Origin of the sequence: Pyruvatibacter mobilis (assembly GCF_012848855.1) — a bacterium.
Classification (GTDB): Bacteria; Pseudomonadota; Alphaproteobacteria; order CGMCC-115125; family CGMCC-115125; genus Pyruvatibacter; species Pyruvatibacter mobilis.
Map to the genome: position 1 here is coordinate 1,787,141 of NZ_CP051630.1, position 20,997 is coordinate 1,808,137.

Annotated in this window: 17 protein-coding genes and 1 tRNA gene; 6 read left to right on the forward strand and 12 right to left on the reverse strand. The window is 64.7% G+C overall.

The genetic code is table 11. From position 1 onward, the window contains the following. Window positions 1-82 precede the first annotated feature (82 nt). The 4 genes from HG718_RS08400 to HG718_RS08415 all read left to right on the forward strand — a co-directional run bounded on the left by HG718_RS08400 (window position 83) and on the right by HG718_RS08415 (window position 4,395). Window positions 83-1,441 (forward strand): oxygenase MpaB family protein, encoded by a 1,359-nt coding sequence (locus HG718_RS08400; protein ID WP_205345658.1) that lies wholly within the window; start codon window positions 83-85, stop codon window positions 1,439-1,441. A gap of 62 nt (window positions 1,442-1,503) precedes the next feature. Further along, window positions 1,504-2,190, forward strand: coding sequence for a CerR family C-terminal domain-containing protein (locus HG718_RS08405; protein ID WP_160587463.1), 687 nt, complete (start codon window positions 1,504-1,506; stop codon window positions 2,188-2,190). A gap of 100 nt (window positions 2,191-2,290) precedes the next feature. After that, a complete protein-coding gene (gene bla, locus HG718_RS08410; protein WP_160587462.1) occupies window positions 2,291-3,193 on the forward strand; it encodes a class A beta-lactamase in 903 nt (300 codons plus the stop codon). Window positions 3,194-3,252: 59 nt separating this feature from the next. After that, a complete protein-coding gene (locus HG718_RS08415; protein ID WP_160587461.1) occupies window positions 3,253-4,395 on the forward strand; it encodes a hypothetical protein in 1,143 nt (380 codons plus the stop codon). Between the two features lie 47 nt (window positions 4,396-4,442). Here the strand turns inward: HG718_RS08415 and guaA are convergent, their stop codons facing one another. From guaA to HG718_RS08445, 6 genes are all read right to left on the reverse strand, one after another. Next, on the reverse strand, window positions 4,443-6,026 hold the full coding sequence (gene guaA, locus HG718_RS08420) for a glutamine-hydrolyzing GMP synthase (RefSeq protein ID WP_160587460.1): 1,584 nt from the start codon (window positions 6,024-6,026) through the stop codon (window positions 4,443-4,445). Between the two features lie 16 nt (window positions 6,027-6,042). Further along, on the reverse strand, window positions 6,043-7,269 hold the full coding sequence (locus HG718_RS08425; RefSeq protein WP_160587459.1) for an RsmB/NOP family class I SAM-dependent RNA methyltransferase: 1,227 nt from the start codon (window positions 7,267-7,269) through the stop codon (window positions 6,043-6,045). Further along, window positions 7,266-8,741, reverse strand: a complete 1,476-nt coding sequence (gene guaB, locus HG718_RS08430; protein WP_027843282.1) for an IMP dehydrogenase — start codon at window positions 8,739-8,741, stop codon at window positions 7,266-7,268. Before guaB ends, HG718_RS08425 begins: the two co-directional genes overlap by 4 nt. A gap of 227 nt (window positions 8,742-8,968) precedes the next feature. Further along, entirely contained in the window at window positions 8,969-9,721 is a 753-nt protein-coding gene (locus HG718_RS08435; protein ID WP_160587458.1) for an RlmE family RNA methyltransferase, read from the reverse strand. Between the two features lie 99 nt (window positions 9,722-9,820). Then, a complete protein-coding gene (locus HG718_RS08440) occupies window positions 9,821-11,044 on the reverse strand; it encodes a Ppx/GppA phosphatase family protein (RefSeq protein ID WP_160587457.1) in 1,224 nt (407 codons plus the stop codon). Between the two features lie 516 nt (window positions 11,045-11,560). Further along, entirely contained in the window at window positions 11,561-12,100 is a 540-nt protein-coding gene (locus tag HG718_RS08445; RefSeq protein WP_160587456.1) for a response regulator, read from the reverse strand. A gap of 318 nt (window positions 12,101-12,418) precedes the next feature. On the opposite strand from HG718_RS08445, the gene HG718_RS08450 reads away from it, so the two are divergent. Then, window positions 12,419-12,492, forward strand: a tRNA-Gln gene (locus HG718_RS08450). Between the two features lie 291 nt (window positions 12,493-12,783). Continuing rightward, entirely contained in the window at window positions 12,784-14,496 is a 1,713-nt protein-coding gene (locus tag HG718_RS08455) for a methyl-accepting chemotaxis protein (protein WP_160587455.1), read from the forward strand. A 64-nt stretch (window positions 14,497-14,560) separates the two neighbouring features. Here HG718_RS08455 and HG718_RS08460 read toward each other — a convergent pair whose 3' ends face one another. From HG718_RS08460 to HG718_RS08485, 6 genes are all read right to left on the reverse strand, one after another. Then, on the reverse strand, window positions 14,561-15,442 hold the full coding sequence (locus tag HG718_RS08460) for a formylglycine-generating enzyme family protein (RefSeq protein ID WP_160587454.1): 882 nt from the start codon (window positions 15,440-15,442) through the stop codon (window positions 14,561-14,563). Continuing rightward, entirely contained in the window at window positions 15,417-17,093 is a 1,677-nt protein-coding gene (locus tag HG718_RS08465) for a sulfatase (protein ID WP_160587453.1), read from the reverse strand. The genes HG718_RS08460 and HG718_RS08465 overlap by 26 nt, the downstream gene beginning before the upstream one ends. Window positions 17,094-17,213: 120 nt before the next feature. Continuing rightward, window positions 17,214-18,074: a formyltetrahydrofolate deformylase gene (gene purU, locus HG718_RS08470; protein ID WP_160587452.1), complete on the reverse strand. Its 861-nt coding sequence runs from the start codon at window positions 18,072-18,074 to the stop codon at window positions 17,214-17,216. 102 nt (window positions 18,075-18,176) lie between these two features. Then, on the reverse strand, window positions 18,177-18,575 hold the full coding sequence (locus HG718_RS08475) for a globin (RefSeq protein WP_160587451.1): 399 nt from the start codon (window positions 18,573-18,575) through the stop codon (window positions 18,177-18,179). Between the two features lie 108 nt (window positions 18,576-18,683). After that, the gene (locus tag HG718_RS08480) at window positions 18,684-19,529 is read right to left on the reverse strand and encodes a crotonase/enoyl-CoA hydratase family protein (protein ID WP_027839179.1); all 846 of its coding nucleotides are present in this window, start codon (window positions 19,527-19,529) and stop codon (window positions 18,684-18,686) included. Between the two features lie 90 nt (window positions 19,530-19,619). After that, window positions 19,620-20,864, reverse strand: a complete 1,245-nt coding sequence (locus HG718_RS08485) for an acetyl-CoA C-acetyltransferase (protein ID WP_160587450.1) — start codon at window positions 20,862-20,864, stop codon at window positions 19,620-19,622. Window positions 20,865-20,997 lie beyond the last annotated feature (133 nt).

Sequence of the window (20,997 nt, forward strand, 5' to 3'; positions counted from 1 at the left end):
CGTCACTTGATTTTTATATCACCCGATAATATCAATCGATAAAACATTGATCCGGCACGCGCCGGTCCAGGAGAGGTGCCCCATGTCCATGCCCGCGTCGTCCCAATCTGCGCCGTCCACCGCGCCGCTTTACTCCGATGCCGTCCGGCGGCAGAAGACGGACATTCCGGCGATCTATGGCGGCATTGATTTCGACGCGGTGCCGGAGCGCTTTGCCACCTCGCCGGACGCTGCCACCGAGCTGCCCGCCCGCCTCGCCGACACGCGGCAGCGGCTGCTGGCGGACGACGGCAAGTTGGCCCTGATCCGCAACTACACCATGACCGGCGACCGGGTGGCCGACGCCTATGCGGCGCTCATTCCCGAATATGGTTTCCGCGCCCTGGTGGACATGCTGGAGACGGCCTGTGATCACGGCATCGAGGCCGTCGAGACCCCGCCCGCCGAGCTCGTTGCCTTCATCCGCGCCATGGAGGACACGCCGGACTGGGTCAACATGGAGATGGTCGAGCGCGGCGCCCGGCAGGAGCGCAACCTGATGGCCAATGTGTCGCCCTACGCCATTCGCGGGGCGTTCATCGCCACCTTCATGAACAAGTATTCTGCCCTGCCGATGATGATGACAGGCACGCTGTCTGATACTACCTCCGCCAAGCGGGTGCTGGAGACCGCGAGCTTCTTCACCGCCACCACCCTGCCCGGCGCGCTGGGCCGGTTCGGCGGCGGGTTCAAGGCAGCCGCCAAGGTGCGGCTGATGCATTCCATGGTGCGGTTCAACATCATGCGGTCAGGCAAGTGGGACCAGGCGACCTACGGCATTCCCATTCCGCAGGTGGACCAGATGCCCGCCGGGCTCATCGGCGTGTTCCTCATGTCGTTCCGCATCCTTCAGGAAGGTCGCACCAGCTTCACCGAGCCCGAACGCTGCATGGTGGAACTGTCCCGGTACAGATGTTTCCTGCTCGGCCTGCCGCAGGACCTTCTGGCCGACACGCCCCAGGCCATCGCCGACCTGATGCTCATGCGCAATGCCACCCTGCGCTCTGAATATGACGATGCCACCTGCGGCGAGCTTGTGCGCGGCACCATGGTGGCGGACCTCTCCAAGGACGTATCGCCGCTGGGCCGCCTGCGCGACTGGATGGAGCGCGGGTTCTCGCGCGTCTATTTCATCCAGAATTTCTGCGAAGGCCGCATCGAACGTGCCGAGGCCATGGGCGTGCGGCTTACCCTGAACGACAAGATTGCCGCCGCCGTCACCGCCGCGATCATCTTTCCCAAGGCAGCAGCCTACAAGGCGCTGCTGCGCCTGCCAGTCGCCGGGGCAATCGCTGACCGGATGCTGGTGCGCAAGGTGGAGCGGCTGCTCGACAGCTATGGGCATGCGGATTTCATCACCGATTCATCCCAGTACAAGCCGGTGATGGCGAAGGCGGCCTGACCCGGCCTATACTGCCCATCGTCCAGAAAGACCGGACCAAGGCAGACCGGACCAAGGCAGAGATGACGAACCCCGCACCGCTCAAATCCCCCCGCTGGTCATCGGCCACAAGCTCGTCGAAAGGCGACAGCACCCGGCAGACGATCCTGCTGGCGGCTGCCACCGCCTTCGGCGACAAGGGCTATGACGCCGTCTCCACGCGGGAGATCGCGCGTCTTGCCGGGGTCAACCAGCCGGCCATCAACTACTACTTCAAGGGCAAGGAAGAGCTTTACCGCGCCTGCGCCGAGGCCATCGTGGATGAGTTCTACGAGCACACGCAACAGGCCGCCGACGAGGCGGTCAGGCTGTTGCAGTCCACGCGCGACCCAAATGCCCTGCGCGGGGCCTTGCGCAGCGTGATACGGGAACTGTCCGTGCTGCTCATATTGTCGGAACAGCACCAATCCTGGTCCGCCTTTGTGGCGCGCGAAGTGCGCAATCCGGGACCCGCGCATCAGATCATCTTCACCCGCCTGTGGGAGCCGGGCATCGAGCTTGTGGCCTGGCTGGTTGCCGGCATCAAGGGCCACCGCAAGGTGGAGCCGCAATCGCGCATCGAGGCCATCCTGCTGCTGTCCAGCCTCATAGGCTTCGGAGACGGGCGCTCGGTCACCCTGCGCGTGATGAAGTGGGACAGGATCGGCGAAGCGGAATTCGCCCTCATCGACGAGGTCGTCACCCGGCAGATCGACGCGATCACCGGCTAGGCGCGTATCCGGCCCCACTTTCCTCATATTTACCGGCACACTCCCGACGCCCGGATATCACCACCGCCTGTCGCGGTGCCGTCCGCGTGAGGAGATGCCCATGCCGTCCGCCCCGTCCCGCCGCCAGGCCCTTGCGGCCACCGTCCTGGCCGGCACGGCCCTCGCCGCCGCCACTCCCGCCGCCGCGCGGGCCGGAACCCCGCCGGGCCCGCCGCAGCTCGACGCGGATCTTGCGGCGCTGGAGGCCCGGCATGGCGGCCGTCTCGGCGTCGCCATCCTCGATCCCGCCACGGGCGCGGCCACGGGCCATCGCGCCGATGAGCGCTTCCTGCTCATGAGCACCTTCAAGGCGCTCGCCGCAGCCTTCGTCCTCACGCGCGTGGAGAATGGCGACGAGCAGCTCGACCGGCGCATCACCCATAGTGAGGCCGACCTCATCCCCTGGTCGCCGGTCACCAAGCACCACACGGGCGCGCCGGGCATGACAGTCGCCGCCCTGTGCGATGCCGCCGTCACCTGGAGCGACAACACGGCGGCCAATCTGCTGCTTGAAAGCGTTGGCGGCCCCGCGTCCCTCACGGCCTATCTGCGCGGGCTGGGGGATGACATGACGCGGCTTGACCGCATCGAGCCCGCCCTCAACCTGCATGACGGCCCGGACGACATCAGGGACACCACCACCCCGGCCGCCATGGCGGCCACCCTGCGGACCCTTCTGTTCACCGATGCGCTCGCCCCCGCCTCGCGTGACCAGCTCACCGCCTGGCTCATCACCAGCAAGACTGGCGGCACCCGCCTGCGCGCCGGGGTGCCGGACACGTGGCTTGTGGGCGACAAGACCGGCACCAACACCGAAGGCGCCGCCGCCGATATCGGCGTCATCTGGCCGCTTGGCCACGGCCCCCTCATCATCGCCGCCTATTGCGACATGCCGTCCCTCACGGGCGACGCGCGCAACGCTGTCTTCGCCGAGGTGGCGCGACTGGCCGTGCAGGACCTCTGAGACAGCCACGAAAAAGCCCGGCGCGATGCGCCGGGCTTATGCGACTTTAGGATGAGCATATGACCGACACAGAGTGGACTCCAATATTTGTCCTGCCGAATATCCCGCTTGAAGCCCAGATAGGTTGCGACATTGCAGCAATCGCACCGGCCGATGACCCTCGTGTTGTTACCCTCAAGCAAGAGCATCCTTCATTCGAAGACTTCATGAACCGGTTTTCGGACAATTTTGGAGATAGTTTCGAGCCATCAGTCCTGATCCTGAACTCAGAAGCACCACCAGCCTTTCGAGATGTCACAGCGCTTGCGAGCTTCCGGGACCTCATTGCTCTTTCCATAGTCACTCACAGCCGGGCGATGGCACTCCGACATCCAGGCGGAAATCGACCGCTCTACGGCGACGCCTTCGCGATCTATCCTTGGATGCTTGATAGAGACTATGAGGACATGATCGGGAATACTCCTGCGATCCTTGGCATACATCAGCTGTCACGCTTTAGAGGCCAATCGTCACCTTCCCTGTTCCGAACATCTCTAAGGGAAATCGACGTCGACCGGCCACTTTTGGAAAAACTGATGGAACGCTGGCGTTTGCACTTTAGCGCAAGCACAAGTGCCTGGCAGGACATTGCGCTGATGCGCTCGCTAAATATGGCGTATCACGCTTCCCTTTTGCCTTCAGGAACAGAAACAAGGTTTTACGATGTGGGGCGGCTGGTGTCTCTCTGGGTCAGTGCGTTCGAGATTCTCGCGCATCCTGGCGGCAGCGGTCATGCTAATCGTGACAAAGTGTTTGAGATGATTGAGTTGACACCTTGGGCAAAGGAAAAGTGCGGTCAGCTCTCTTTCGATACAGGCAGCAAAAAACTGCCGTTTAAGCGTTCCTTGGCATCGTGGCTCTATCAAAAACTCTACGATTGTCGGAATGATTTCCTTCACGGGAACCCCGTCGAGCGGAATGACCTCATTCTTCCCGTGTCAAATCGCACGGTCTTCGAATATGCAGCGCCACTCTACCGGATCGCATTGACTGCCTTTCTTCCGCTCACGTACGACGTTCCTGCACCACATCAAGACGACGCGAGCGAGTTTGCGGCTTATGTCACAGACCGGATAAAATTTCTGCGACCACAGAGATTGATCGAGGAAGCGATCCTGACCGCAACGGGCGCAAATACTGACCGCGACACACTTAGTAGCTAACTGAATTGCTGCCGGTCTCTTGCCACTTCTCAGTTGGAATTTGCAATCTACTCCCACTCGATGGTGCCGGGAGGCTTTGAGGTGATGTCGTAGACGACGCGGTTGATGCCGCGCACCTCGTTGATGATCCGTGTGGCGGTGCGGCCGAGGAAGTCGTGGCTGAAATCGTAGTAGTCCGCCGTCATGCCGTCGGTCGAGGTCACCGCGCGCAGGGCGCAGACGAATTCATAAGAGCGCTCGTCGCCCATCACGCCCACGGTCTTGACCGGCAGCAGCACGGCGAAAGCCTGCCAGATATCGTCATAGAGCCCGGCCTTGCGGATCTCATCGAGATAGATGCGGTCCGCCTTGCGCAGGATGTCCAGCCGGTCGCCGGTGATCTCGCCGGGAATGCGGATGGCCAGCCCCGGGCCGGGGAACGGATGGCGGCCGACAAAGGCGTCCGGCAGCCCCAGCTCGCGGCCCAGCGCGCGCACCTCATCCTTGAACAGTTCGCGCAAGGGCTCCACCAGCTTCATGTTCATGCGTTCCGGCAGGCCGCCCACATTGTGGTGTGACTTGATGGTCACCGACGGGCCGCCGATGAAGGACACGCTTTCGATCACATCCGGGTAGAGCGTGCCCTGGGCCAGGAAGTCCGCCCCGCCGACCTTCTTCGCCTCGTCCTCGAAGACGTCGATGAAGGTGGCGCCGATGATCTTGCGCTTCTGTTCGGGGTCGGTCACGCCCTCAAGCTTGTCGAGGAACAGCTTCTGCGCATCCACATGCACCAGCTTGATGTTGTAGTGATCGCGGAACAGCGTCACCACTTCCTCCGCCTCGCCCATGCGCATCATGCCCGTATCAACGAACACGCAAGTAAGCTGGTCGCCGATGGCCTCGTGCAGCAATACGGCGACCACGGATGAATCGACGCCGCCGGACAGGCCGCAGATCACCCGACCGTCGCCCACCTGGTCGCGCACGCGCTTGATTTCCGTCTCGCGGAACTCGGCCATCGACCAGTTGCCCGCGCAACCGGCGATCTTGTGGGTGAAGTTCTTCAGCATCTCCGCGCCGCGCAGGGTGTGCACCACTTCCGGGTGGAACTGCACGCCATAGAAGCGGCGGCTCTCATCGGCGATGGCGGCAAAGGGCGCGTTGGCGCTGGTGCCGATCACCTTGAAGCCCTCGGGGATCTCGATCACCCGGTCGCCATGGCTCATCCACACCTGGTCCTCGGTGCCCGTCTCCCACACCCCGTCGAACAGCGGCGAGGCTTCGCGGGTGGTGAACTGCGCGCGGCCGAATTCGCGTTCCTCGGCCGCCTCCACGCGACCGCCCAGCTGCGCCACCATGGTCTGCTCGCCATAGCAGATACCCAGCACCGGCACGCCCAGCTCGAACACCCGCTCCGGTGCCCGCGGTGTCCCCATGCCGGTCACGCTGGCCGGCCCGCCGGACAGGATGATCGCCTTAGGATTCAGCCGGTCAATCGCCGCGTCTGCCTTGTCGAACGGCACGATCTCCGAATAGACGCCGCTCTCGCGCACGCGCCGCGCGATCAGCTGCGTCACCTGGCTGCCGAAATCGACAATCAGAACGCGGTCGTCCGCACCGGCGGGAATATCGGGATGATTGGTTTCACTCATGAGAGGCTAAGTCCGTCTAGGGCGATTGGCGTTGAAGGCTGCGGATGAAAAACCCGTCCGTGCCGTGCGTGTGGGGTGCGAGGCGCGGGCCGGTGGGGGTGGAGTGTGGCGCAAAGTCCGGATGCGCCTCAAGGAAGGCGTCGATGCGGGCTTCGTTTTCGGCGGGCAGGACCGAGCAGGTAATGTAGACGAGGCGACCGCCGGGCTTCACCAGCGGGGCGGCGCTGCGCAGCAGGGCTGTTTGCGTCTTCGTCAGGCGCTCGATGTCGTCCGGCGTCACGCGCCATTTCTGTTCCGGGTGGCGGCGCCAGGAGCCGGAGCCTGAGCACGGCACATCCAGGAGCACCCGGTCGCATTTGCCGTTGAGCGCCTCGAAGCTTGCATCCTGCGGCCAGGGCAAAGGCTGAATGTTACGCGCACCGGCCCGCTTCATGCGCGGGGCGAGGTTGCCGAGACGGCGGGCGTCGGTGTCGGTCGCGTAGATCTGGCCGGAGTTGTCCATCGCCGCGGCAATGGCCAGCGTCTTGCCGCCGGCCCCGGCGCACATATCCAGCACCTGCATGCCGGGTTCAGCCGCCACCGCCAGCGCTGCCAGCTGCGAGCCCTCGTCCATCGGTTCCACCAGCCCCTGCTTGTAGGCCTGGGTGCCGGTGATGAGGTGGCTGCCCTTCACCCTGAGACCGATGGGAGAATGCGGCGTCGGCTCGGTGTCGATGCCTGCATCCGCGAGGATCGTGGCTGCTTCCTCGCGCGAGACCTTCAGCGTGTTGACGCGCAGGTCAACGGGCGCGGGCCGGTCGAGCGCTGCCAGCGCGTCGTCCAGGTCGGCGCCGAAGGCCTGCGTCAGCTCCTGCAGCATGAAATCCGGCACGTCATAGGCGGGCAGGTCCTGGCCTGAGGCGGCCATCAGTGTGCTGAGCACGGCCTGCTCGTCATCATCTAGAGGGGCCGGTGCGTGACCTTCGCCTGAAAAAAGCGTCACCACGTCGTCGCGGGCCTGCCCCTCGCCCAACACCAGATCGGCCATCACCAGCGCCCGCGGGGTTTCGTTGCCCGCGGCTGCATAGAGCCCCCGCCTGCGCAGCACCGCATAGACGCGCTCGGAGATCGCCCGCCGGTCCTTGGCGCCCGCAAAGCGGTGGCTGCGGCCCCATTGGCGCACGACATCATCGGCAGGTTTCAGGCCCTGCTCGATTTCCTCGATGATCTCTATCGCCGCGGCAATGCGGGCCGCTGGCGTCAACGGCTCGGGCTCGGATAGTTGGGGGTTTCGCGGGTGATGGTCACGTCATGCACGTGGCTCTCGGCGAGGCCCGCATTGGTGATGCGGCGGAACTCGGCCTGCTCGTGCATGGTGGGGATGTCCTTGCAGCCCGTATAGCCCATGGAGGCACGCAGGCCGCCAACGAGCTGGTGCAGCACCGCCGACAGCGGGCCCTTATAGGGCACCTGCCCCTCAATGCCCTCGGGCACCAGCTTGAGCTGGTCCTTCACATCCGACTGGAAGTAGCGGTCAGCAGACCCGCGCGCCATGGCGCCGATGGAGCCCATGCCGCGATAGGCCTTGTAGCTGCGGCCCTGGTAGAGGAACACCTCGCCAGGGCTTTCGTCGGTGCCGGCAAACAGCGAGCCGAGCATCGCCACATCAGCACCGGCCGCAATCGCCTTGGCGAGGTCGCCGGAATATTTGATGCCGCCGTCACCGATCACCGGGCGGCCGGAGCCGCGCGCTTCCTCGGCGCATTCCATGATGGCCGACAGCTGTGGCACACCAACGCCCGCCACGATGCGGGTGGTGCAGATGGAGCCCGGGCCGATGCCCACCTTGATGCCGTCCGCGCCTGCTTCAATCAGCGCGCGGGTGGCTTCGGCGGTAGCCACATTGCCGGCAATCACCTGGGTGTAATTGCTGAATTGCTTGATGCGGCGGACGCTTTCCAGCACGCGGGATGAGTGGCCATGCGCGGTATCGACCACCACCACGTCGGCACCGGCGGCGATCAGCGCCTCGGTGCGGGCAAAGCCGTCCTCGCCGACGGATGTGGCAGCGCCCACGCGCAGGCGGCCCTGCTCATCCTTGCAGGCATTGGGGTGCAGCGTCGCTTTTTCGATGTCCTTCACGGTGATCAGGCCAACGCAGCAATAGGCGTCATCCACCACCACCAGCTTTTCGATGCGGTGCTGGTGCAGCAGGCGCTTGGCTTCGCTCTGGCCCACATTCTCGCGCGACGTGATGACGTCCTTGGTCATCAGTTCATGCACCGGCTGGCCCGGGTTGCTGGCAAAGCGCACGTCGCGGTTGGTAAGGATGCCCACCAGCTTGTTGGAGGCCTCGACCACCGGAATGCCGGAGATGCGGTGCCGCTCCATCAGGTCGAGTGCGTCCTGCAGGGTCGCGTCCGGGGTGATGGTGACCGGGTTCACCACCATGCCGCTTTCGAACTTCTTCACCTGGCGGACCTGCTCGGCCTGCTCGTCGGGCGACATGTTGCGGTGGAGAATGCCCAGACCGCCAGCCTGGGCCATGGCGATGGCCAGCGGCGCTTCGGTCACCGTGTCCATGGCGGAGGAGATGATGGGAATGCCGAGCTCGATCTCGGCCGTCAGCTTGGTCTTGGTGACCACGTCGCCGGGCAAAACGTCCGACGCAGCAGGGCGCAGCAGCACATCGTCAAATGTGAGCGCTTCGGGAATGTTTCCGTTCTGGATTTTCAAGCCAACCTCCGCTTCTGCGCGCTTGGGATGCCGGGGTGGCAGCTCTTGGGCGCAGGCTCATTCGTTGGCGGGGGTACTTACCATGGCAGCGGCACCCCGCAAACCGTTTTGCGGTGCACACATGCAAATGTGCCATGCACAGGCTCGTGAAGGCGGTCCGGAATGGCGCCTCAAACAGGGCTTAGGCCGCACATGCGCACGGATTGCGCCTGAATGGCGGTGCGGCGCTAGGCGTCGCCCTCGCCGCCGTCATCGTCCTTGCGGCCCTTGAAGCCCGTGGCCAGCACATACATTTCCGCCGAATCGGCGCGGCTGGCCTTCGGCTTCACATGGCGCACCACCTTGAAATTGGTGCGTAGCATGTCCATCAGGTCCTTCTCCGCCCCGCCCTGAAGCACCTTGGCGAGGAAGCTGCCGCCGGGCTTCAGCACCTCGATGGCAAATTCCAGCGCCAGCTCGCACAGATGCATGATGCGCAGGTGGTCGGTCGCCTTGTGGCCTGTGGCCGACGCCGCCATGTCCGACATCACCACATCGGCGGGGCCGCCCATCTCAGCCTTCAGCCGGTCGGGCGCATCATCGGCCATGAAATCCCCCTCCAGCAGCGTCGCGCCGGGGATGGTCTCGATGGGCAGCAGGTCGATGCCGATCACATGGCCACCGCGATTGGTCTCGACGCCGGTGCGCTTCACCGCGATCTGCGTCCAGCCGCCGGGGGCCGCGCCCAGGTCCACCACCCGGTAGCCGGGCTTGAGGATGTGGTATTTCTCGTCGATCTCGGCCAGCTTGTAGGCGGCGCGGCTGCGATAGCCGTCGCGCCGTGCAGCAGCCACATAGGGATCGTTGAGCTGGCGTTGCAGCCACAGGGTGCTCGACGTCTTGCGGCCGCGTGCCGTGCGCACGCGCTGCTTCAGCTCCCGCGCGCCGCCCCCGCCGCCTGCGGACGCGCCGCTGCCGCCTCCCCGTCGTGATCTCGCCATATCCGTTGCCGCCGGTCCTGCTGGTTGTCCGGTGCGGGGGCCTCGCAGGCCGCCGCACGCGGGTTCAGCCGTTCTGATGCCGCTCCTGCGGGGTGCCCGTCAAGCGCCTGCCGGATTGTCCGCCGGCCGCGCGCCGCGGCGGTTGCGGTTACGGCCGCCCCGGCGGCGGCGTTTGCGCTTGTTTTTGCCCCGGTCCTCGCGCATCAGTGTCATCAGGATGCCTTCGCGCAGGCCCCGGTCCGCCACCCGCAAACGGCGGCACGGCCAGGTGGTGCGGATCGCTTCGAGAATGGCGCAACCGGCCAGCACGAGGTCGGCCCGGTCCTTGCCGATACAGGGCACGCGGGCCCGCTCGTCGAAGCTCATCAGGCTCAGCCCGTCGGTCACCGCCGCCACATCGGCGAAATCGACCCAGATGCCGTCCACCTTGGAGCGGTCATAGCGCCGCAGGCCCAGGTGAATGCCCGCGATGGTGGTGACGGTGCCGGACGTGCCGAGCAGGTGAATGTCGCCTGACTCGGTTGCTGCGGCCAGTTCCGCGTCCAGCTCCTCCGTCCACGGACGGTCTGCCAGCAGCGCCTTTACTTCTGCCACCATGCTTTCATAGCCGGCGCGGTTGACGGTACGGCCGTCATAGCGGTCCGCCAGTGTCACCACGCCCACCGGCAGCGACGCCCAGGCCAGCGGTTCCGGCTCTCCGCGCGGGCCGTTGGCAGTCATGTCGAGCCACACCAGCTCGGTGGAGCCGCCGCCGATATCAAACACCAGCGCCTTGCTGGCGGAGCGGTCGAGCAGCGGCGCGCAGCCGATCACCGCAAGGCGGGCTTCCTCCTCCGGTGACAGCACTTCCATATCGAGGCCGGTTTCGCGCGCCACACGGCGCATGAAGATGTCCGAATTGTCCGCGTGGCGGCACGCCTGGGTAGTCACCACCCGGGCGCGGGCCACGTTGCGGCGGCGCATCTTGGAGGCGCAGATGCGCAGGGCCGCCACAGCCCGGTCCATCGCCTCTTCCGCCAGGTGCTGGCTGGTGCCCAGCCCTTCCCCCAGCCGCACAATGCGCGAAAAGGCGTCCACCACCTCGAAGCCCACACCGGAGGGCCGGGCGATCAGCAGGCGGCAGTTATTTGTACCGAGATCAACCGCGGCGTAATTGCGGTTGTCAGCCCGCGGCCCGGACCCTGCTTTTGCGGCCGAATGCCTGCCGCTCTGGGTCTGGGAAGTGGACGGCGGCCGGGACGGGTTTTTCTGCCCGTTGGGTCCCTGCTTCGACCCATGGGGCATATGCCGGTTGCCGCCGCGGCGGCCGCGCTTGCGGCGCACGGGCTGTGTGCCGTCACCGCCTGCGTTGGCATCAGCGTTTGCGCCTGGGCCCGCGCTGTCGCCTGAGCTCTTGCTTTCGCCGGAGGTTGAACTGGACTGTGCGGCTGTATTTGAGGCCGGGCTTTCGCCTGCCTTTTCAGGGACAGCCCCCGCCTCCCCGGCAGGGCCGCCGCCTTTGCCCTGGGGCAAAGAGTGCTGTTGTTCCACGCGCGCGGCGCCAGGCACTCCGGCGCCGCGCGGCTGCCTGGACCCGGTCCAGTCGCCTGCGTCGCCCGGGGAAGCCGGGGCCACCCGCACATGGTCGTGCGAGTCGTCCACCGTCCCACTCCACGCGCTGCTACTCGCCATACTTAGGGGGCAGCGCGGCTTTATGTTGAACTTGAAAGCGAGTCTAGCACCGGCCCGCCGCGCAAGGCCAGCGCCCATATGGCCCCGGCGCGGGTAACCGCACGGGCAACACGCCAACGAAAAACGGGACGATCGGCAGGGGTGACAGGGTCAGCAGGGTCTGCCGGGTCAGCCCGCCATCATGGAATCGATTTCGCTCTGGGTCAGCGGGCCGTGGCCGCGGCGCTCACTGCCGTCGAAGGAGGCCTTCCGGTGCCGCCGGTCCGGGCCCACATAGCCTTCCGCCACCACGAAGTCGCGCGGGGCAAAGGTCGCCACCTCGATCTTGCTGCGCAGTTCGGTCGCCGAGAAGGGCTTGGTCACATAGACATTGGCCCCCAGGTCCCGTGCCATCATGACGGAGTCGCGCGACGCGACGGATGCCATGCAGACCACGCCGGCTTCCGGGGACTGGCAATCGGTGTTGCGGCGGATGAACTTCAGCAGCTTGGGCCCGACGCCTTCATGGGGCCGCCAGTCGATCAGCACGCAGTCAGCGGGCGCAAACGCCATGCGGGAGATCGCGCCGTTCTCGTCCTGGTGCATGTCGAAGCTGCGCGGCAGGAAGCTCTTCACCAGCTGGGTCAGGATCGACCGCAGATAGGAGGATTCCTCCATCAGCACGATGTCGGTCTTGGTCAGGTCCTGAAAGGAAGCATTAGACTGCATGCACAGCGACCGGTCCTCCTGGACCCCTCCGGCAGATCGGTGACCGGCCCCGGGCTAAGGGATGCACGGTCGGGTTGAATGCTACGATGCCCACCCTGCCGCAGAGGGGTAAATGGCCGCTTAAAAGAGCCTGCGGCACTTTGGAAAACAAAGCGTGATCTCAGGCTCACAGCGTCCGGAACGGCGGCAAACCGCTCGCCCCAGCAGCATTCGCCCTACCCCCCCGCAGCCTGACCAGAAAAAGCCCGAAATCCGCCGGTTTCCCAAAAAAGGGGTTTACAGCCCCAAGCCGGATACGTTACATCCCGGCTCCCTCGTTGGGGGATCGTCTAATGGTAGGACAGCGGACTCTGACTCCGCCAGTCTAGGTTCGAATCCTAGTCCCCCAGCCACTCTTTTTCCCGTCATGTCGGATAGTGCCCGAGTCCGGTGCGGCAGTCGCCCTTGGAGCGCAGCCCGCCGGTTTACACCCGCGCGCTTCGTGCAACGCCGGCCGACCCGGCGCGCATGCCCCATCTCGCGATGCGCCACCATTCATCCGTGCCCTGAGCACCGGATCATTGCACGTCTGATTTAACACGCAGAAATAGTGGAACCGCAACCTGCACGGGTTCGGTGATCCTTAACGCAATTCGGTCAGGTTTCCCGCCGAATTGCTTTTGTAATTGCGTGAGGTGTTAAGAATGCAAGCGCCGGTTTCTCCCCTGACACTTACTCCCGAGGAAAAGGCGCTTGTCCGCAAATACCTCCCCGCCCTTCGCGAGGCCCTGCCCGGCATCCTCGAGGATTTCTATGGCTGGGTGATGTCGCAGCCGGACATGGCGGCGCTGGTCACGCACAGCGGCAAAAGCACGAAGCTGCTGGCCAACAAGCAGCTGGCGCATTGGCTTGCCCTGTTCGAGACCGGCCCGGACGCTGCCTTCGAGGAGCGCGCCCGCCGGATTGGTGCCGTGCATCACATGATCGGGCTCACGCCGCACTGGTACATTTCCGGCTACAGCTTCGTCACCGCGCGGGTGAATGAGCTTCTGGGCAGCGCCAACCGGTTCAGCGGCCGCAAGGCGACGGAAGCCATCTCGGCCTTTTCGAAGATCCTGATGTTCGACATGCAGGCCGCGCTCAGCGTTTATAGCGACACGGCCGCCACCGCGTCTGCGGCGTCGCAGGGCAACGACTTTGCCAACAATCTGATGGATTCCTCCGTCAACGTGTCGATTGCGGTCAACGAGGCGTCGATCCGTTCCGGCGAAATCCTGCGCAACATCCAGCACATGGATGGCGAAGCACAGGCCATCGGAGCTGCCATTGAGCAGACCAGCGCCGGCATCCAGCGCATGTCCGAGACGACCCAGACGGTTGCGGACATCGCCAATTCCGCCAATGAGCGCGCCTCCACCGGCGCCCAGGTGGTGAACGATGCCAGCACGCGGATGAATGACATCAGCCGCGCCATGGAGATCACGTCATCGCTGGTCACCGAGCTTGCGGATTCCTCCCGCACCATCGGCGCCATTGTTGAAACCATCGAGAACATCGCCAGCCAGACCAACCTCCTGGCCCTCAATGCCACCATCGAGGCCGCCCGCGCGGGTGAGGCGGGCAAGGGCTTTGCCGTGGTCGCCAACGAGGTTCAGTCGCTGTCCAAGCAGACCGCAACAGCGACCGAAGAGATCCGTGGCCGGATCGAATCCCTGCTTACCGAGATGACCAAGATCGAAACGGCCATGACCGGCGCCAACGACGCCGTTGAATCCGGCCAGGACGCGATGACCCAGGTCTCGGAGACGATGCAGACCCTGCGCGACACGGTGGCGGATGTGTCTGGCCGCATGGATCAGGTCACCGCCATCCTGCGCGAGCAGACGGCTGCCTCCGATGAGGTCGCCGCCGGCATCGCCAAGATCGCGACGGATTCAGCCGGCAATGTGAAGGCCCTGAGCGCCATCACCGAAAGTATGGACCGGGTGGAAAAGACCACCGGCGGCCAGCTTGCACAGTTCGTCGAATTCGACGTGCCGCACAAGGTTCTGCGCATCGCCATGTCGGACCACGTGATCTGGAAGAAACGCCTTGCGGACATGCTCACCGGCCGCCAGTCGTTGCGCCCGGACGAGCTGGCCGATCATCATTCCTGCCGTCTCGGCAAGCTCTATTACAGCGACGCAGCTGCGCCCTACCGGGACCTTGCACCCTTCCGCGAGCTGGAAGCGCCGCATGCGGATGTTCACCGCTGGGGGCTCGAGGCCGCCAAGTGTTACAATGCCGGCGACATCGACGGGGCTCATGCGGCGGTGCAGAAAGTCGAGACAGCCTCCGCGCGGGTTCTCGAGCTTCTGGAGGCCACGGTCCGGGCGGCGGAAGCAGCCGAAGGCGAGGCATTGCGCCACGCCTCCTGATCTGATGACCACACGAGGGCGGGTGACAGGCTTAAACAGCCTGCGCCCGCCTTCGCGCATCTAATCAGTTCAGAATATCCGCGGCGCAGCGAAAGCCCACATGCATATGTGCTGAGTCAGGTGTCGCGTGGCCGCGTGCCGACACGCGAAAGCCATGGCACAGCTTCGGATCACAGAGATAGGACCCGCCGCGCTGGACGCGGGGGGCGGCCGGATCATCCGCCTGCGGTGTATCGGTGCCATAGGGGGCATAGGCCGAACTGGTCCATTCCCACACATTGCCTGCCATGTCGGTCAGTCCGATCGGCGTGGTACCGAAGGCCCCCACCGGAGACGTGGTCTTGAAGCCGTCCTCAGCAGTGTTCAGCACCGGGAAGATGCCGGTCCACACATTGGCCAGATATTCTCCCTCCCGCAGCAGCCTGTCGCCAAAGGCGTAGACGGGCTCACCGTCCTGACCGGCCCGGGCGGCGAACTCCCACTCCTTTTCGGTCGGCAGGCGCTTGTCGCGCCAGCGGCAATAGGCCTCCGCGTCGCTGTGGGAGACCTGGGTCACCGGGTGGTCCACCTGTGCCTCCGGTCTCTGAGGGCCATAGGGCGTCCGCCAGGTAGCGCCGGGCACCAGCCGCCACTGACCGGTGCCGAAGCTCATCACGGCGCCGCCTTCCAGGCGTTCGGCATCCGTCTCACGGCCGGTCGCTCTGATGAATGCCGCAAAGTCCGCAACCGTTACCGGGCTGCGGTCAAGGCGGAAGCTCTGCACCTCAATATCATGGGCGGGACGTTCATCAGGCAGGCCCGTGTCCGAGCCCATCCGGCCCACACCGCCGGGAATAGTGATCATCTCGCCCGCCACCGCGGCCACAGGCGTCATGATCCAGGCAAGCAGGCAGAACCACGCGCCCGCCAGCGCGCGGCGCCTAGTTCGGCCAGTACACATAGTCATCGCCCGGCGCATAGGTCTCCGCCAGGGTCTTGTCGATCATGATCGGGCTTTCAAGCGTATAGGGATAAAGCGGGTCCCGCGCGCCGGCCTGATGGGCGTCCAGCAGGGCCATCAGTTCTTCGCGCTTGCTGGTCTCGATGTCGGCCAGATTGGTCTGCTCGGTGGGGTCTGTTGCCAGGTTGTAGAGCCATGCCCTGTCCTGACGGCCATTGTATTGCAGCTTCCAGTCCCCTGCCCGCACCACGCGGTAATAGCCGCTTTGCCAGAAGATCGCGTCATCCGGCCGGCTGATGCCTGCCTCGCCCGCGGCGGCCGGCAGCAGGTTCAGGCCATCAATTGCCACGCCGTCAGGCAGGGCCGCGCCCGCCGCAGCGGCAAGTGTCGGCGTCACGTCGATATGGGCAACCGGTGTCTCGACCTGCGTGCCCGGCGCAATGCGTTGCGGCCAGCGCATGAACAGGGGCACGCGGATGCCGCCTTCGAACAGGGTGATCTTCCAGCCGCGATAGGGCGCGTTGATCTCCGGCAGGCCGACATAGCCCGCGCCGCCATTGTCGCTCGACAGGACGATGAGGGTGTTGTCGTCCAGCCCCTCCTCCTTAAGCTTCTGCATGATCCGTCCGACGCTGCGGTCCAGCGCGCGCAGCATCGCCGCATAGACCCGCAGCCGGTGCGGCTCGATATCGCCCACCGCGTCATAGTCTTCGCGGGTGGCCTGCAGCGGCGTGTGCACACCCCAATGGGCGAGGTAAAGGAAGAAGGGGCGGTGCCTGTTGGCCTCGATGACCTTCAGGGATTCATCGGTCCAGTAATCAGTGAGATAGCCACCGGGTCTGAACCAGTCGCCGGAATTATACGACGCCGCATAGCGCATCCGCGCCCACAGGAACTTGTCGATCGGGTCGAAGTCCAGCCTGGCATTCACAACGTCCGGATCATCCTCCTGCAGGAACAGGCCGCTGGCCATCAGCAGGCTTTCGTCGAAGCCCTGGGCGGTCGGCCGCGATGTCTCGCCGCGGCCCAGATGCCACTTGCCGATATGGACCGTGTGATAGCCCTGCGCTTTCAGCATCTCCGCAATCGTCACTTCGTCGCCGGGCAGGCCCTGCCCTTCATAGTCGGGCGACAGCGCAGCCCGCTCGGCGTCATAGTCGATATCCGGCAAGCCACCACGCTCCATGGCATTGCCGACCAGCGACACGACGCGGCCCATGCCCGGTGGCACCGGGGTGAACTCGAAGCCCGTCCGCGTCGGGTAGCGGCCCGTCATCAGCATGGCGCGCGAGGGCGCACAGGTGCCCGTGCCGGAATAGGCCTGGGTGAAGATCGCGCCTTCCGCCGCCAGCCGGTCGATATGGGGTGTCGGCACGCGCCCGTCCGCCACGCCGCCGCCGAAGGTGGAGAGGTCGTTGATGCCCAGGTCATCAAGCAGGATGAACACGATATTGGGGGGCCGCTCGCCCTGCAGGTCCGGCGATGCCGCCGGCCCCTGCTGCCACTCGATCGCCCGCGTCTCCGCGATCTCGGGGTCCGGTCCGAAATTGCTGACCGCAAACAAAATCAGCGCGCTGCGGTTCATCCAGCCCAATAGCCCAAGGCCGACCAACCCAATCACAACGGCCAGCCCGATTATGGCGACACGCTTTCCCATCGGCCCATTCCTCCCCGTCGCAGATTATTGAATTAATTATTGTCATTAATTCAAAGGCGGTCAAGAAACCACATCCGGCGCTCCGGGGAGCGCGCCATTGGTGCCCCAATGAGCGCTGTGTCAGTCGAACACCACCGTGCGGCTGCCATTGAGGAGGATGCGGTCGTCGAGGTGATGGCGCACGGCCTTGGCCAGCACGCGCCGCTCAATGTCGCGGCCCCGGCGGATCAGATCCTCCGGCGTGTCCCCGTGGGAAATCGGCTCCACGTCCTGGGCGATGATCGGTCCCTCGTCGAGGTCCGCTGTCACGTAATGCGCCGTGGCGCCAATCACCTTCACGCCGCGCGCATGGGCCTGATGATAGGGCCGCGCGCCCTTGAAGCTCGGCAGGAAGCTGTGATGAATGTTGATGCAGCGGCCCGCGAGCCTGGCTGACAGATCATCTGACAGCACCTGCATGTAGCGCGCCAGCACTACAAGCTCCGTCCCCGTCTCTTCAATGAGCGACCACAGCTTCTGCTCCTGCTGCGGCTTAGTCTCCTTCGTGCTCGGCAGGTATTCGAAGCGCAGACCGGACAGGTCGAGACCGTTGAAGGTCTCGCGCGGATGGTTGGAGACGATGGCCGTAATGTCCATGGCCTGCTCGCCCCGCCGCCAGCGATAGAGCAGGTCGGCCAGGCAATGGTCGAACTTGGAGACAAGGATCATCACCCTGCGTGGCTGGCTGCGGTCCCGCAATTGCCAGTCCGCCTCCAGTTCATCGCCCAGCGTGGCCAGCAGCGCCCGCAGCGCGGGCACATCCATCTTGCCGGTGGCACAGCGGAACACCACGCGCATGAAGAAGCGGTTTTCCAGCGTGTCGTCGAATTGCTGCGCCGTCACGATATCGCCCCCCGCCTCATAGATGAGCGCGGAGACCTTCATCACGATGCCGGGCTTGTTGGGACAGGAGAGGGTTAGCGCAAAGCTGGGGTCGGTCACGGAAACGCACACTTGGAACAGAGAATGAAGGACAGCAGGCACCGCGAATGGGGCCAACCTGTGAGCCCGCTATATAGGCGCGCGTCCCGCTGCGCGAAAGGTCTAGGCCGCTTCCCTTGTGTGGTGCTTGAGGTCCGCCAGCAGCGTTTCCCAGGCCTGCGCCATCTCGGGCGTCCAGTCGTCGCCCAGAGCCTCACGGAAGGTATCGCGGATTACCGGGAAGAAGCTGAAGAAGACATCAGGCTCCACGCCATAAGATACGTGGCGCTCGCATTCGGACGGGATCACGCTGCGGCAGATGACCCCTTCTCCAATGGCGTCAAAGATGCAGTCAAAGCATTGCTGCAGCATGGAGCCGCGCACGCCGCCGTCATTGTCCATGAAGAACAGCTCTTCCAGCCCGGGCTGTTCCCGGAACAGGCGCTCATAGACGCGCGGGGCGGGATCGCCGATCTTCTCGACGGCCAGTTCCAGGCTGCTGATGATGGCCTCTGCCTGCATGGCGGGTTCCTTTCCCTTTCTCGGGCTCTTGCCTCTTGTGTGGCAAGCATAGCCCGAAACCGGGTCGGTCACCCTACGCGGCGCATCGCCTCAGTTGCGGTGGGGATTTCAGCCCGCCTTGCGGACCGGGCCGCTGCGTGCCGGGGCGTAATTCGCGTCGCGCTTTTCCATCTGCGACATCACGGCTTCGATCTGGTTGGGACTGCTGATCAAAACGTCCTGCTCGACGGATTCGAGCACCAGCCCCTCCTCTTCCCCGGCATAAACCGCCGCATTGAGAAGACGCTTGGAGGCTTCGATGGCGGACGGGCTCTTGGACGCAATCTCGCGGGCGGTTTCAAGTGCCGCGGCCAGCGGGTCGGCTTCCACGCGGGTGGCGAAGCCGTATTCATATGCTTCCTCGCCTGAGAAGCGGCGGCCCGTATAGGTCAGCTCCCGGACGATGTCTTCACGGGCCAGGTGGCGCATGATCTGTGTGCCCGCCATGTCCGGCACGAGACCCCAGCGGATTTCCATGATCGACAGCTGAGTGTCCGGTGCCACATAGCGCATGTCGGCGCCCAGGATGAGCTGGAAACCGCCGCCGAAGGCAACGCCGTGCACGGCGGCGATCACCGGCACCGGCATTTCCCGCCACACCCGCACGGCATATTGCGCGCGGTTGGAGACACCGTGGGTGCGCTTTTCAAGGCGGCCACCGCCCTCAGCCGGGGAACTGCCCTCGGATGAGCCGCTGGCCATCTTGCCGAAATTGCCCATGTCGAGCCCGGCGCAGAAGGCGCGGCCTTCACCTGAGATCACCACGCAGCGAACATCCGGGTTCGCAGCCAGCGCGTCACCCGTTTCGATGAGAGCCGTGAACATCGCGTCGTCCAGCGCGTTCATCTTGTCGGAGCGGGTCAGGCGCACGTCAGCCACGCCCTTGTCGATGGAAACGGAAATGCGGTCGCTCATGGCCTGTCCTCCCGGGCACCTGGTGAAAGGGACCGGCAGCATAATCGCCGCCGGTCCCCCTGTCGTTCTCGTTATTGCAGTTCGGCGCGGTTACGCGTCGAAGCGCTCGATGATCACGGCCGGAGCCATGCCGCCGGCGGCGCACATGGTGACAAGGCCATAGCGCTTGCCCTGGCGCTCCAGCTCATCGACCATGGTGCCCACGAGGATCGAGCCGGTGGCGCCGATCGGGTGGCCCAGCGCCATCGCGCCGCCATTGACGTTGACCTTCTCGCGGTCAAGGTCGAGGTCGCGGATGAACTTTTCAGCCACCACGGAGAAGGCTTCGTTGATCTCGAAAAGGTCGATGTCTTCCTTCTTGAGACCGGCCTTTTCCAGCACCTTCTTGGCAGCCGGCACCGGTGCGTTGAGCATCAGCGTCGGGCTGTCACCCATATTCGCCATTGCCACCACGCGGGCACGCGGCTTCAGGCCGTTCTTCTTGGCGTATTCCGGGGAGGCCAGCAGCACGGCAGCGGCACCGTCCACGACGCCCGACGAATTGCCGGCATGGTGGATGTGGTTGATCTCGAGATCCGGATAGACCTGGTTGATCAGCTTGCGGAAGGTCGTGCCCTTCTCGTCCAGCTTGAAGTCGGCGACCTTGGCAAAGGACGGCTGAAGCTCGGCAAGCCCTTCACGGGTCGTGTTCGGGCGCGGGAACTCTTCGTGGTCCAGCAGCAGCTTGCCGTCATGGTCATAGACCGGCACCAGCGCCTTGTCGAAGTGACCGTTCTTGATCGCGTTATCGGCGCGCTGCTGGCTCACGAGGGCCAGATCGTCCACCGCCTGACGGTCGATGCCTTCGAGGGTCGCAATCGCATCGGCGCACACGCCCTGGTGCGGCTGCGGGTGCATGTCGCGCAGGTGCTCGTTGCCGCTGTCGAGGAACGGGGTCATGGACTCATGGCCCGGCTGGCCGTTGAGCGACATCATTTCCGTGCCGCCGGCGATCACGAGGTCTTCCATGCCGGACATGATATTGGCCGCGGCGATGTTCACCGTTGTGATGCCCGAGCCACAGAAGCGGTCCAGCGTCATGCCGGAGGAGCGCACGTCATAGCCCGCATCAAGCGCTGCCATGCGGCCGAGGTCACCGGCCTGCTTGCCGCGCTGGGACGAGGTGCCCCACACGATGTCGTCCACGTCTTCGGTCTTCAAATTGTTGCGCTCGGCAAGCGCCTTGAGAACGGTGGAACCGAGATGCTGCGGATGGCACTCCCACAGAGCGCCCTTCCCGGCCTTACCGATGGACCGCGGGGTGCGGCACGCATCGATGATCCATGCTTCCGTCATTTCCTCATCCTTGCAGGTTCGTGTTGTTAGACAGGAGGTCTGATGGGCATTGGTGTAGCGAACGAAAAAGCCGGACGCTACTGCTTAGCGCCCGGCTTTCCGTTGACGTCGCGTCGGCCTGATCTTTCCATCA

What these genes read in the sequence shown, in the direction of transcription:
- HG718_RS08400 (WP_205345658.1), top strand. Translation starts at nt 83, where the DNA reads ATGTCCATGCCCGCGTCGTCCCAATCTGCGCCGTCCACCGCGCCGCTT.
- HG718_RS08460 (WP_160587454.1), bottom strand. Translation starts at nt 15,442, where the DNA reads ATGACTATGTGTACTGGCCGAACTAGGCGCCGCGCGCTGGCGGGCGCG.
- HG718_RS08445 (WP_160587456.1), bottom strand. Translation starts at nt 12,100, where the DNA reads ATGCAGTCTAATGCTTCCTTTCAGGACCTGACCAAGACCGACATCGTG.
- HG718_RS08405 (WP_160587463.1), top strand. Translation starts at nt 1,504, where the DNA reads ATGACGAACCCCGCACCGCTCAAATCCCCCCGCTGGTCATCGGCCACA.
- HG718_RS08415 (WP_160587461.1), top strand. Translation starts at nt 3,253, where the DNA reads ATGACCGACACAGAGTGGACTCCAATATTTGTCCTGCCGAATATCCCG.
- HG718_RS08485 (WP_160587450.1), bottom strand. Translation starts at nt 20,864, where the DNA reads ATGACGGAAGCATGGATCATCGATGCGTGCCGCACCCCGCGGTCCATC.
- HG718_RS08475 (WP_160587451.1), bottom strand. Translation starts at nt 18,575, where the DNA reads ATGCAGGCAGAGGCCATCATCAGCAGCCTGGAACTGGCCGTCGAGAAG.
- HG718_RS08435 (WP_160587458.1), bottom strand. Translation starts at nt 9,721, where the DNA reads ATGGCGAGATCACGACGGGGAGGCGGCAGCGGCGCGTCCGCAGGCGGC.
- bla (WP_160587462.1), top strand. Translation starts at nt 2,291, where the DNA reads ATGCCGTCCGCCCCGTCCCGCCGCCAGGCCCTTGCGGCCACCGTCCTG.
- HG718_RS08480 (WP_027839179.1), bottom strand. Translation starts at nt 19,529, where the DNA reads ATGAGCGACCGCATTTCCGTTTCCATCGACAAGGGCGTGGCTGACGTG.
- guaA (WP_160587460.1), bottom strand. Translation starts at nt 6,026, where the DNA reads ATGAGTGAAACCAATCATCCCGATATTCCCGCCGGTGCGGACGACCGC.
- HG718_RS08455 (WP_160587455.1), top strand. Translation starts at nt 12,784, where the DNA reads ATGCAAGCGCCGGTTTCTCCCCTGACACTTACTCCCGAGGAAAAGGCG.
- HG718_RS08465 (WP_160587453.1), bottom strand. Translation starts at nt 17,093, where the DNA reads ATGGGAAAGCGTGTCGCCATAATCGGGCTGGCCGTTGTGATTGGGTTG.